This window comes from Cyclobacterium sp. SOCE241 (assembly GCF_056867545.1).
This window is the reverse complement of the sequence record NZ_CP149779.1, coordinates 3,948,101-3,961,572: the sequence shown is the minus strand read 5'-3', so window position 1 is coordinate 3,961,572 and position 13,472 is coordinate 3,948,101. Positions and strand designations below refer to the sequence as shown.

Annotated in this window: 7 protein-coding genes and 5 pseudogenes; 9 read left to right on the top strand and 3 right to left on the bottom strand. The window is 41.6% G+C overall.

The annotated features are described in order from the left end of the window. Window positions 1-89: 89 nt before the first annotated feature. Window positions 90-1,804 (bottom strand): annotated as a pseudogene (locus WG932_RS19810) (IlvD/Edd family dehydratase). Between the two features lie 390 nt (window positions 1,805-2,194). Here WG932_RS19810 and WG932_RS19805 point away from each other — a divergent pair. From WG932_RS19805 to WG932_RS19765, 9 genes and pseudogenes are all read left to right on the top strand, one after another. Beyond that, window positions 2,195-3,936: pseudogene (locus WG932_RS19805) on the top strand (GMC family oxidoreductase). Between the two features lie 93 nt (window positions 3,937-4,029). Next, window positions 4,030-4,647 carry a nicotinamide riboside transporter PnuC gene (gene pnuC, locus WG932_RS19800; RefSeq protein ID WP_339681095.1) on the top strand — a complete coding sequence of 206 codons (618 nt, stop codon included), beginning with the start codon at window positions 4,030-4,032 and terminating at the stop codon, window positions 4,645-4,647. Beyond that, window positions 4,647-5,168 (top strand): AAA family ATPase, encoded by a 522-nt coding sequence (locus tag WG932_RS19795; RefSeq protein WP_339681093.1) that lies wholly within the window; start codon window positions 4,647-4,649, stop codon window positions 5,166-5,168. The genes pnuC and WG932_RS19795 overlap by 1 nt, the downstream gene beginning before the upstream one ends. A gap of 170 nt (window positions 5,169-5,338) precedes the next feature. Next, on the top strand, window positions 5,339-5,602 hold the full coding sequence (locus tag WG932_RS19790) for a DUF4212 domain-containing protein (RefSeq protein WP_014019634.1): 264 nt from the start codon (window positions 5,339-5,341) through the stop codon (window positions 5,600-5,602). 23 nt (window positions 5,603-5,625) lie between these two features. Then, window positions 5,626-7,310, top strand: a pseudogene (locus WG932_RS19785) (sodium:solute symporter family protein). A gap of 85 nt (window positions 7,311-7,395) precedes the next feature. Further along, on the top strand, window positions 7,396-9,294 hold the full coding sequence (gene acs, locus WG932_RS19780) for an acetate--CoA ligase (protein ID WP_014019632.1): 1,899 nt from the start codon (window positions 7,396-7,398) through the stop codon (window positions 9,292-9,294). An 84-nt stretch (window positions 9,295-9,378) separates the two neighbouring features. Continuing rightward, window positions 9,379-11,324 (top strand): annotated as a pseudogene (locus WG932_RS19775) (DUF294 nucleotidyltransferase-like domain-containing protein). Continuing rightward, complete coding sequence (locus WG932_RS19770; protein ID WP_483085138.1) at window positions 11,314-11,772, top strand: 3'-5' exonuclease; 459 nt, start codon at window positions 11,314-11,316, stop codon at window positions 11,770-11,772. Before WG932_RS19775 ends, WG932_RS19770 begins: the two are co-directional and overlap by 11 nt. A gap of 11 nt (window positions 11,773-11,783) precedes the next feature. After that, on the top strand, window positions 11,784-11,999 hold the full coding sequence (locus WG932_RS19765) for a hypothetical protein (protein ID WP_483085137.1): 216 nt from the start codon (window positions 11,784-11,786) through the stop codon (window positions 11,997-11,999). A gap of 8 nt (window positions 12,000-12,007) precedes the next feature. Here the strand turns inward: WG932_RS19765 and WG932_RS19760 are convergent, their stop codons facing one another. Both WG932_RS19760 and WG932_RS19755 read right to left on the bottom strand, forming a co-directional pair. Next, on the bottom strand, window positions 12,008-12,346 hold the full coding sequence (locus WG932_RS19760; RefSeq protein ID WP_483085136.1) for a DUF4403 family protein: 339 nt from the start codon (window positions 12,344-12,346) through the stop codon (window positions 12,008-12,010). Continuing rightward, a pseudogene (locus WG932_RS19755) lies at window positions 12,289-13,400 on the bottom strand (DUF4403 family protein). Before WG932_RS19755 ends, WG932_RS19760 begins: the two are co-directional and overlap by 58 nt. Window positions 13,401-13,472: the final 72 nt, after the last annotated feature.

The window sequence follows — 13,472 nt, the reverse complement described above, 5'->3', positions numbered from 1 at the left end:
CAGTTTCCGATTTGGTTTTATTCATTTCTTTAATAGAATTTTAAAGTTACCGGAAAACAACCTTGCTTTCCGGTAAGAATGGACATCTCTTAATGGGAGTCTTTGGTCACCTCACTACCTGAATTGCCTTTTAGAAAATCCAAATCTGCTCCAAGATTGGCTTGTTCCACAGTTTTTACATACAGGCTCACATAACCTCTTTCTGTAGGGCTGACCGGTTTTTTCCAAGCGGTTTTCCTTTTGGCGAGTTCTTCATCTGATACCAATAAGTTAAGCTTACGGGCTTCTACATCAAGCTCTATTTCATCACCTGTTTGCACAACTGCAAAGTTCCCTCCTTCTGCTGCTTCAGGAGTGGCGTGAAGGATTACTGTTCCAAAACCGGTGCCACTCATTCTTCCATCAGAAATTCTGACCATGTCCTTGATGCCTTTGGCTAGTACTTTTGGAGGAAGGCCCATATTGCCTACTTCAGGCATTCCCGGATAGCCTTTTGGCCCAACATTTTTAAGCACCATGATCGAATTTTCGTCAATATCCAAGTCGGGGTCATCGATTTTGTTTTTGTAATCATCGATGTCCTCAAAAACCACAGCCTTGCCTGTATGCTTCATTAATTCCGGGCTGGCAGCCGAAGGCTTGATAATTGAACCTGTTTCGCAAAGGTTGCCTTTGAGTACCACTATTCCTGACAAAGGATTGAAAGGTTCATCAATGGCCGCAATAACCTCTTTATTATAATTTTCAAATTTTTCATTGTTCTTGCCAATGCCTTGACCTGTCACAGTCATGGCCTCATTGTGCAGGCGGTCTTTTAGTTGGCGAATAACGGGTGGCAAACCTCCCGCATAATAAAAATCCTCCATAAAATATTTTCCTGAAGGCTGAAGATTAGCCAAAAGGGGGATATCGGCGGAGTATTTGTCAAAATCTTCTAAATCCAGATTGATTCCCATCCTACCTGCAATGGCCAATAAGTGGATGACAAAGTTGGTGGAACCACCAATGGCGGCATTGACCATGATGGCATTTTCAAAGGCCTCTCTGGTCAGGATATCAGACATCTTCAGGTCATTTTCGACCATTTTCACGATTTCCATTCCAGACATATGTGCCATTACTTTTCTGCCTGTATCCGGAGCAGGAATAGCCGCGTTTCCGGGAAGTGACAAGCCTAGGGATTCTACCATACAAGCCATAGTGGATGCAGTACCCATTACACCGCAATGCCCATCACTTCGGCATAAACCTGATTCAGCGATATAAAGCTCCGCTTGATTGATTTCTCCTGAACGGGCACTTTCGCTAAATCTCCAGATATCACTGGTACTGATTTCTTTGCCTCTATACCTTCCTGTAAGCATTGGCCCTCCGGAAACCACAATCGTGGGCAAGTTTACACTTGCCGCTCCCATCACTAGAGATGGGGTGGTTTTGTCACAGCCGCAAAGCAAGACAACCCCATCCAGTGGATTGGCACGAATAGACTCTTCTGTATCCATGCTGGCCAGGTTTCTGTACAGCATGGCGGTGGGTTTCATTACGGTTTCCCCAAGGACATCACCGGAAACTCTACAGGGTAACCTCCCGCTTCCAAAATGCCTTTTTTAACAAATTCTGCCAATTCCCTAAAATGAGAATTACAGGGAGTTAATTCAGACCAAGTATTACAAATGCCAATGATTGGTTTGCCTCCCAATTCGTGGGTTGGGATGCCTTGTTTCTTAAACCATGATCTGTAAATCAAACCATCCTTGCCAGTTTTCCCAAACCAGCCTTGGCTTCTTCTTTCCTTTTTATTCATTTTTGGGTTATATTAATTTTTTGCTAAAAAGTGTACAACCCGGCAAGGGTAGTACTTTTCGATCCATTCAAAGTATAAGGATAGTAAATGTTTGGGCAAAATAAAATTTTAAACATCTAAAAACCATTACGGCAGCCGACAATCAATGAATCTTAAAGTAAGCAGATTCTTTTGCAAAATTTTTATTAAAAATATTCGTCGGTAATGGCAAGAGAATTAACTTAATATTCATGAATAAGATATGTTTATTAGGTTAATGACAAATAATATTTGGTAATACCGGTGTTTTATTGAGAAATCAGCCTTTAGTTGATTTTGAAAATGGTGAATAATTAGCTTTAAACTCCTATTTTGGGAGGTCAATTAAAAATAAACTCAAAATAATCATCAATGAGCTTTGAAATAAAATCATCCATGGACACCTATGATGTGATCATTGTAGGTTCCGGCGCCGGAGGCGGAATGGCAAGTAAAATTCTCTCAGAATCCGGACTAAGCGTTGCAGTGGTAGAGGCAGGAAGTGATTTTGATCCTGCAATGGAAGAATACAGAACGCAATTAAGATTTCCTTGGGAATCACCAAGACGAGGTGCCAATACTGTGCGGGCTTTTGGAGATTTTGATGCAGCCTATGGTGGTTGGGAAATTGATGGCGAGCCATATACCAGAAAAGATGGTACTGAGTTTGATTGGTTTCGTTCCAGAATGGTAGGAGGAAGAACCAATCACTGGGGTAGAATTTCTCTACGCTTTGGACCGGATGATTTTAAGAGAAGAAGTATTGATGGCTTAGGGGATGATTGGCCCATAGGCTATGAAGATGTAAAGCCATTCTATGACAGGGTTGATAAAATTGTTGGCGTCTTTGGCTCTAAAGAAGGTATGCGAAATGAGCCTGATGGCAATTTCTTACCACCGCCAAAACCCAGATTGCATGAAGCTGCTTTTACCAAGGCAGGTAAAAAAATAAATCTTCCCGTAATTCCTTCTCGGGTATCAGTTTTGACCCGACCGGTAAATAATGAAAGAGGCGCCTGTTTCTTCTGTGCGCAGTGTAACAGGGGCTGCCAGGTATATGGTGATTTTTCTGCGGGTACGGTATTGGTTAAACCTGCCATCAAAAAAGGAAATGTAGACTTGTATACTTATGCCATGGTGCGTAAGGTAACCACCAATGACAAAGGAGATGCTACTGGCGTATCCTATGTTAGTAAGGTGGATATGAAAGAATACAAACTTAAAGCAAGGGTGGTTGTATTGGGTGCTTCAGCAGGAGAAACAGCCAGAATTATGATGAATTCTGCTTCTACCCAGCATCCAAATGGGCTATCCAATAGCAGTGGTACCCTTGGCAGGTACTTGCATGATTCCACAGGTGCCAGTAGGTCTGCTTTGATGACAGATTTTATCGCTAGAGATAAGTACAATGAAGATGGCGTAGGTTCCCTTCATGTGTATACTCCATGGTGGCTTGACAATAAGAAATTAGACTTCCCAAGAGGCTACCACCTTGAATTTGGAGGAGGAATGCGTCAACCTAACTATGGTTTTGGATTTGGTATGGAATCCATGCGTAAATACATGCAGGATGAGTTTGGCAAACCTAGGCCCAATGGAGGCTATGGTGCAGGGTTGAAAAAGACATTAGAAATATATATGGTGCTACTGTGGGGATTGCAGGCAGAGGAGAATCTGTTCCTCAATATGATAATTATTGCGAAATAGATCCAACTGTGGTGGATAAGTATGGTATACCTGTACTGCGATTCAATTACAACTGGACGGATTATGAAGTGAAACAGGCCAAGCATATGCAGGAAACCTTTGAGGAAATGTTTGATTCTATGGGGGCTACAGTAATGGGCAAAAAACCCGGTGCCGACACCAAGTACGGTTTAGAGGCTCCCGGAAGAATTATTCATGAGGTAGGAACTACCAGAATGGGCAATGATCCCAAAACTTCTGTTTTGAACAAATATTCTCAGGCACATGAATGTGACAATTTGTTTGTGGTGGATGCTGGGCCATTTGTCTCTCAAGCAGATAAGAACCCAACCTGGACGATTTTGGCACTCTCTATCAGAACATCTGAGTACATCGTAGATCAGCTTAAAAAGAAAAATATAGGCTAACAAGGCTGTAGTAGGGATAAGTAAATCAGCACCGGAGTTTTGCATAAACTTTGGTGCTGATTTTTTGTTAAAAATATATCGCAATTTCGGGCCGTGGATTGGCAATATATAAAAGAAGGTTTTGAAAATGGTATAGCAGCTATGACTTGGCTGGAAGGCATTGCCGTTGTGTTTGGGCTAAGTTCAGTATTTTATTCGATGAAGGAAAATTTATTGGTTTTCCCTACAGGAATTATCGGTACCTTGATCTATGTTTGGATTTGTTGGCAAGTAAAACTTTATGCTGACATGGGCATCAATGCCTATTATTTTTCCATGTCCATTTATGGCTGGTATGTTTGGTCCAATCCAAAACCCGGAAAAGCAATTGTTCCCATCACCTGGCTGAGCAAAACGGGAGTATTACAGTCCTTGGCCTTATGGGCATTGTCGTATCTTAGCTTGTTTTTTGTGTTGACCAATTTTACAGACAGTGATGTGCCAATTTGGGATTCATTTACTACTTCCACAGCATTTGTAGGTATGTGGTTGATGGCAAAGAAGAAGGTAGAAAACTGGATTGCTTGGATCGTTACTGACTTGGTTTCGGTTCCTTTATATTTCTACAAGGGCTTGGTGCTTACTTCTTTTCAGTTTTTTGTTTTTACTGTTTTAGCTGTGATAGGTTTGATAACTTGGATAAATGCTGCCAAAAAATATGCTAAAGGCTAATGCATAAAATTGTAATCATAGGCCCAGAGTCTACAGGGAAAAGCACTTTAAGCCAGCAATTGGCACACCATTACAATGAACCTTGGGTAAGGGAATACGCCAGAGAGTATATTGACCACTTGGACAGACCTTATACATATGCTGATTTACTGGCCATAGCCAAGGGGCAGGTAAAACTAGAAGAAGATCAGGCTGAGAAAGCGGGAAGTAAATTGTTTTGTGATACAGACCTTCGAGTGATCAAGGTGTGGAGCGAGCATAAGTTTAATCAAACCCACGATTGGATAAAAGAGCAAATTGAACGAAGAGAATATGCGCTTTACCTGCTCACTGCAATAGACATTCCTTGGAAGGAAGACCCCCAACGTGAACATGCTGATCCGGCCATGCGGGCGTATTTTATGCAGGTTTATGAAAATGAGGTTCGTACCTCAGGTTTGCCGTGGAAAACGATTCGTGGAGGAGAAGAAGCCCGCTTGAAGGCAGCCATTGATTTTATTGAAAAGTCTTTAGATCAATAGAAATTTTCATAAATTCATGCTTATTTTATTCTACCATTTTAACCAATCATCTATTGCAGATACCGAAACTGTCTTTTTTTTGATAGATTAACGGATTCTTGCTGATAGTTACGGAATTTTTAAATAATTTCAGGATTGTTTTTACCAAATAAACTCAAACATACTTACCCATGGATAACCATAAGCAACAAATGCAAAAGTACTGGAAGCGCAATATTAGAACCTTATTGATTCTTCTTGCGGTTTGGTTTATTGTCTCTTTTGGCTTTGGAATTTTGCTTGTTGAACCGCTCAATGCTATCAAGATTGGTGGCTATAAATTGGGCTTTTGGTTTGCACAGCAGGGCTCTATATTTTCTTTCGTTATATTGATTTTCGTTTACGTATATCGGATGAATAAGCTAGATGAGGAATTTGATGTCAATGAAAAGTAACCCTTATAAATAATCACCTACCTATGGATATTTTAACTTGGACCTACATTTTGGTAGGTCTGTCTTTTGCGCTGTATATCGGCATTGCCATCTATACCAGAGCAGGATCAACCAAAGAATTTTATACAGCAGGAGGAGGGGTTTCTCCCTTGGCAAATGGTATGGCTACTGCGGCCGATTGGATGTCAGCTGCTTCCTTTATATCAATGGCCGGAATTATCGCATTCTCCGGCTATGATGGTTCCGTTTATTTAATGGGCTGGACCGGAGGGTACGTGCTATTGGCATTGTTGCTAGCCCCGTATCTTCGAAAATTTGGAAAATTTACCGTCCCTGATTTCGTTGGAGACAGGTATTATAGTAACAAGGCTCGTGTGGTGGCCGTATTTTGCGCACTCTTTATCTCTTTTACCTATGTGGCCGGACAGATGCGAGGGGTGGGCATAGTTTTCTCCAGGTACCTAGAGGTTGATATAGAAACCGGCGTATACATAGGAATGACCATTGTGTTTTTCTATGCAGTAATGGGAGGAATGAAGGGTATTACCTATACTCAGGTAGCCCAATATTGTGTTTTGATTTTTGCCTTTATGGTCCCAGCCATATTTATTTCTATTCAGTTGACCGGCAATCCTATCCCGCAATTGGGCTTGGGAGGAACAGTTCAGGACGGGAGTTATTTGTTAGACAAACTGGATGGCATTTTAGTAGACCTAGGTTTTCAGGAGTATACCGCGGGAAGAAAATCAATGACTGATATTTTTGCCATTACCTTGGCACTGATGGTTGGTACAGCCGGATTACCCCATGTGATAGTACGGTTCTTTACCGTTCCCCGGGTAAAAGACGCAAGGTTATCTGCAGGGTATGCTTTGGTGTTTATTGCCATTCTGTACACCACTGCTCCAGCCATTGCTGCATTTGGAATATACAATGCCATCGATACCGTAGCAGATAAACCTGTGAATGAACTGCCTGAATGGGTAGAGAATTGGAAAAAACCAATCTAATCACTGTTGATGATGTAAACAATGACGGTATAGTACAGTATACCCCTAATCCTGAAACCAATGAACTTAATATTGACAAGGACATCATGGTTTTGGCAGCCCCGGAGATTGCCGTTTTGCCCAATTGGGTAGTAGGGCTCGTTGCTGCCGGAGGGATGGCTGCCGCATTGTCCACTGCGGCAGGTCTGCTGCTGGTTATTTCCACCTCTGTTTCCAGGGATTTATTTAGAACCTTTGTTCCGGAGATGACTGAAAAAACTGAATTAATCATAGCCAGGGTTTCTGCAGCATTTGCTGTAATAATTGCCGGGTACTTTGGTATCAATCCTCCGGGGTTTGTTGCCGAGGTTGTAGCCTTTGCTTTTGGATTAGCTGCTGCATCCTTTTTTCCTGTTATAATTATGGGTATATTTTCTACCCGAATGAATAAAGAGGGTGCAATTGCGGGCATGGTAACCGGACTTGTGTTTACCCTAGCCTATATTATTTATTTTAAATTTATTCAGCCTGAATCCAATACCATGGACAATTGGTGGTTCGGCATTTCGCCCGAAGGAATTGGAACCTTAGGAATGGCAATAAATTTTGTTGTTTGCTATGTTGTTTCCAAACTTACCCCACCACCACCGGAGGATGTGCAGGAAATGATTCAAGAAATTAGGATCCCTAGAGGAGCCGGAGAAGCCCATAACCATTAACCTAAATCTATGCAGGGGATTTGAAGTCAAGTCCTATGCATTTTTTAATTCACCTAAAGTTTAATAAAACCTAAAATATCGAGATATGAGCGATAGAATTCATAGCCTGAGTGGTTATTTCCATGAATACCAAAAAAGTGTAGCAGATCCGGAAAATTTCTGGGCCAGAATTGCCGATTCTTTTCATTGGAAAAAACGATGGGATAAGGTCCTGGATTGGAACTTTGATGGTCCGGATGTAAAGTGGTTTGTAAATGGGAAACTTAACATTACCGAAAACATCCTAGAAAGGCATCTTTTTATCATGGGCGATAAGCCTGCGATTATTTGGGAGCCTAATGAGCCTGGAGATCCAAACAGAATCCTTACCTACAAGGAATTGTATGAGGAAGTTTGTCGTTTTTCTAATGTACTCGTAGAAAAAGGTGTGGGAAAAGGTGACAAGGTTATCATCTATATGCCCATGGTGCCTGAGGCAGCAATCGCCATGCTTGCCTGTGCTCGTATTGGAGCAGTTCACTCTGTGGTATTTGCAGGTTTTTCAAGCTCTGCCTTGGCAGATAGAATAGAAGATTGTAAAGCCAAAGTGGTACTTACCTCAGATGGAAATTATAGAGGAAAGAAAAAAATCGCAGTAAAATCCGTTGTAGATGAGGCACTGGAAACTACCGATCTGGTAGAAACCATGATTGTTTACCAAAGAACCGGACAAGAAGTCAATATGAAAGCCGGCAGAGATTTTTGGTGGCATGAAGCTATTGAAGGTCAAAGCACCAGTCATGTGGCAGAAGAAATGGATAGTGAGGATGAATTATTTATCCTTTATACTTCCGGATCCACTGGAAAGCCCAAAGGGGTGGTGCACACTTGTGGAGGATACATGATTTATTCCAAGTTTACATTTGAGAATGTATTCCAATATACTCCGGGAGATGTGTACTGGTGTACCGCCGATGTAGGCTGGATTACCGGGCATTCATACATTGTGTATGGACCACTCTTAACCGGGGCTACCACCATCATGTTTGAAGGTGTGCCGACCTATCCTAACCCCGGAAGGTTTTGGGAAATTGTGGACAAATACAAAGTCAATCAATTTTATACCGCACCCACTGCCATTAGGGCCTTGCAGGTGCACGGAACTGAGCCAATTGCTCCTTATAAGCTTGACTCTCTTAAGGTGTTGGGATCAGTAGGAGAGCCTATTAATGAAGAGGCTTGGCATTGGTACCATACTCATATAGGAAAAACAAAATGTCCAATTGTTGATACTTGGTGGCAGACGGAAACAGGGGGAATTATGGTTTCTCCACTGGCAGGGATTACTCCAACCAAACCGGCTTTTGCTACGCTACCTTTACCGGGGGTGCAACTGGCAATTATGGATCCTGACGGGAAAGAGCTTAAAGGTAATTCTGTAGAAGGAAACCTTTGTATTAAATTTCCTTGGCCAGGAATGATCCGGACCACCTATGGTGACCACGAACGTTGCAAGCAAACCTATTTTTCTGCCTATAAGGGCATGTACTTCACAGGTGATGGTGTAAAACGTGATCATGACGGTTATTACCGAATCCTGGGACGTGTGGATGATGTGATCAATGTGTCAGGCCATAGAATGGGTACTGCAGAGGTAGAAAATGCCATCAATGAGCATCCTTTGGTAGTGGAATCTGCGGTGGTAGGCTATCCGCACAAAGTTAAAGGCCAAGGCATTTATGCTTATGTGATCTGTGACATGTCCAATAGGACAGAAGCAAATCTGACCAATGAAATCAAAGCTTCAGTTACCAACATCATTGGACCAATAGCTAAACCTGATAAAATTCAAATTGTTCCGGGGCTTCCTAAAACACGTTCGGGTAAAATCATGCGTAGGATCCTGAGAAAAGTTGCAGAAGGTAGCATGGATAATTTAGGAGATACTTCCACTTTGCTTGATCCGGATATAGTCGATAAGATTATTGCGGGAAGAAAGGAGTAGTTCCTTAATTTCAAGTTATTATTCAAGCGATGTAAAGTAGGACTACCCTGCTTTACATCGCTATTCCTTTGACCCAATTCCCATATGAGCAATGTCATCGTTAATAGGGTTGTTGATTTCCTGAAAAAATTCCCCCCTTTCAGCTTTTTGTCGCCAGAACTGCTAACTCAAGTAGCAAAGCAGGTTGACCTTATTTATTTTGAAAAGGATGAGTTTTTGTTTCAAAAAGGAGAGCCTGCAAAAAATTACTTTTTCGTGGTCAGAGAAGGAGCCATCAAACTGACAGACTTTATTGATGGTAAGGAACAAACCATGGAATTTTGTGATGAAGGGGATGTCTTTGGAGTTCTGGCCCTCTTAGGCAAGCGGCCCTATATCTTAAATGCCAAAGCCAATGAAAACAGTTTAATAATTGCAGTTCCTGTTGCAGTATTTGATAAAATTCTCAAAGAAAACAGTCAGGTAAGTCTTTACTTTGCTTCCGGATTTGCTTCCGGTCAAGTAGTGATCCGCTCAGACCTATCAGAAACACAGAAAGTGCGTTCCCTCTTGGGAAAAAGTGCCCAACAGAATGGGCTATTGTTATTTCCCGGACAGGCTTCTATTAATTACTCACAGCCTGTTGTTCAATGTCAGTTGGGTGATACCATTTCTCGTGCTGTGGCCAAAATGAGTGAAGCCAAGGTAGGTTCTATCGTTATCGTGAATAAAGACAATTGCCCACAAGGTATCATTACAGACAAAGATCTCAGAAACCGACTGATTGCTAAAGGCTTTCCTTACACAACCTTAGTAGAAGAAATCATGAGCCAGCCGGTGGTGACGGCCAAAAAAGACCTTGAATTTTCACAGATTTACCTTAATATGGTAAAAAATAGGTTGCATCATTTGGTTTTTACTGAAGACGGTACTGATCAATCAGGTATGGTAGGGATTATTTCAGACCATGATGTGCTCCTTTCACAGGGTAATAGTCCGGCTGTTTTGATCAAAGCTTTGCAAGACAGTGAAGATGTGCATGAAATTGCTAAATTACGGAATCAGGCAGAAGGAATGTTGATCTATTTTTAGAAAATGAACTGGCCATTGATTTTATTGCCGGAATCATTACCGAAATCAATGATACCATCATTCAGCGGGCCATTCATATTGCTAAAAGCAGGCATTCGGCACAATTTCCGGAAGTTTGTGATACTCCATTTTGTTTCCTTGGTTTGGGCTCAGAAGGCAGAGGGGAACAATTGCTTCGTACAGATTTAGACAATGCCATTGTTTATGAAGATGTTCCTGATTATTTACAGGAAAAGGCGAGGGGGTTTATGCACCTATTGGCAAGGGATGTAATGGATATACTTTTTGCCTGTGGTTTTCACTCTTGTCCTGCAGAGATGATGGCCAACAACCCCAAATGGTGCCAACCCATTTCCCAATGGAAGGATTATTTTAGTCAATGGATTAGGAAATCAGACCAGCCATCTTTGCTAATGGCCTCTATATTCTTTGATTTTCGGGCTGTGGCCGGGAAAGTAGCCTTGGCGGAAGAGCTGACAATACATGTGTATGAAGAAATTAGCAAGGGAAAGATTTTTCTAAATTTCTTTGCCAAAAATGCCTTATTAAACCCTCCTCCTTTGGGCTTTTTTAGGAACTTTATTATCGAAAAATCCGGAGAGCATGCAGAGAAGTTTGACATAAAGTTAAGGGCCATGATGCCACTGGCAGATGCAGCAAGGGTATTGATCCTAAACCATCAGGTCGTGGGAATAAACAATACTTTCAAACGGTATGAAAAACTAGCAGAACTTGAACCCAACCAAGCTGCATTATTTAAAGATGCTGGGAAAGCTTATGAAATATTTATGCGGTTCAGGGCTTTAGAAGGATTGTCCTCCTCCTCTTCCGGCCGGTTTATCCAGCCGGACTCTTTAGGTAAGTTACAACGTCAATTGCTTAAAAATGCTTTTTTCCCCATTGATGAAATTCAGAAAATTTTAAGGGTAAGGTTTCAACTGGATTATTTTGGCAAATGACATGGAATGGAAATCAATTTTCGGTATTCGTCCCCTACCAAAGCCTGCCTATATCAAGGCATATGAACAGTCCTTACTGAAAAAAATTCCCAAAGGCAAGCCCATTAGAGAGCTGGAATTTCTTGTTTTTGATACAGAAACTACCGGGCTAGAGGTGAAAAAAGATTATGTCCTTTCCTATGGGGCGGTGACGGTGACCAACAATAGCATACGCATCTCTGAGTCCAAAGAATTTTATTTGCGGCCAAAGAAGCGCAGCAAAGAAGCTGTAAAAGTACATGGCTTGGTTCAGGAAAGACCTTATATCAGCCGAGAAAAGTTGATAAAGAGCTTTTTGTCAGATGCTACCAACCGGATTGTTGTAGGGCATCATTTGGGATTTGACCTGGCCATGTTGGAGAAGGTAGGCCGCAAACTGGGTTTAAAAAAATCCGCCAGCCTGGTTTAGATACCTATGACTTGGCTGTGAGGATGGAGGTAGGTAAGTTTTATAACCCTCATACCATAGCCTCTCAGGATTATTCCTTGGATAAACTTTGTGAGCGGTATGGAATTTCGCTCGATGACAGGCATACGGCGGCAGGCGATGCCTTACTAACCGCCCAGCTCTTAATAAAGCTTTTGAAAGTGGCGGATAAAAAGGGGATAAAAACCTTTGGTGACCTGATGGCTTGATACGGAAATTACGGATTCCAACGGGTATTAATTTCGGCAGCAGCTTTGACATAAATATCCAAACCCGTTTCAGATGGGTAGATGCCTTCAATAACTATTTCCGGAGATTGGAGTGACAGTGCAAACAAGCTTAAGTCCAATTGACTCTCTTGAAGTAAAATTGTTTTTGCTTTTGCCAATTGCTCATCCACCGGAAAAACAGCTTTTTTTCGAATAGCTTTCAGAATTTTTCTTCGCTTTAGCCAGTTGGTGGTATTGGCCAAGAAGTTTTTGGTAGAAAGCTTAAAATCTATGTCTTCAAGTACCACAGTTTGTGATTGAGGTTCAAAAACCGGTTTTCCGGCCAAATAAAACGTGCCTTCCAAATCTTTTTCCCACTTCTTTTTCCGGTAAATTCCATGGTGATCAGTGTTCTTTCACCAAAGTGACGGAGACTAAATTTCTTTGGCAATAGTTTGGTCTGTTTGTCAACTGTTATGAGCTTTCCTTTGAGTTGTTTTTCAAGGTAAGCAGCCATTTCTTCAAAACTTATAAAGATAGGTAAAGTCAAGTTAAAGTCGTTTCCATTCACATTTTCTTGGCTCACCGGAGGAAGGGCTGCCAATTGGGTGGGCAGTGGTTTTCCTTTTGCCTTATAACCTCTCCTTCCAGTCCAATGTTCAACAAGAGCTTTTGATCGTTTGTAAATTGATTTTCCACGGCAATTTTATCGGGCCGTGTGTATAAATAACTTGCAGAGAGACCATTGTCCAAATACCTGGGCTGTCCAAAAGTAGCCCAGAAATCATTGGCTATTTGTTTGATGTCTAAAGATTTTAAAGATCCCGAGGCCAGTTGGTCTTCCATTACCCCTATCATTTTCTTCTTAACCAGTGGTTCAAAATCGATGTTAAAACCCAGAAAATCATATTGTAAAGCTTTGCCCCAAGATAAAATGTCCAATTCTTCTATGCCAAAGCTATAGTCACTATTGATTTGTGGAATAAAACTAACTTGCGGAGAAAGGTTTTCTTGAAAGGGAATGGCGGAAGAGATCTTTTGTCCGAAAATTTTCTTTTCCAATCTCACCTTGCCATCTAAAAAGACCGGAAGGCCTACCAAGACTTTGCCCTCCTCCGTAGCTGACAAACTAAATTGTCCATTTTTCTTTAAGTCCACATCTGCGAACAGGCCATTGCCTAGTTCCAGCCCTTCCTCTTTGAATAATTTCTGGTCCAGGCTTTCATTGATTTTTCCCTGAACATAGGATAGGGGTATTTCAAGGCCTAGGTTTATGGATAAGGCTGCTTTGGGTAAGGCAGGAGGAGGAGCTTGGGCCTCGGGGCCATTCAATTTTAAACTACTACAACTAGAAAAGGCAGCAACGAGTAAGGAAACTATAAGCAATGAGTATCTTGGCATATTGACTTTAACGTCTAAATGGAAAGATTAGGGGTGAAGAAATGAGATTTAAATGCAGAGGTAAGAGAAAAA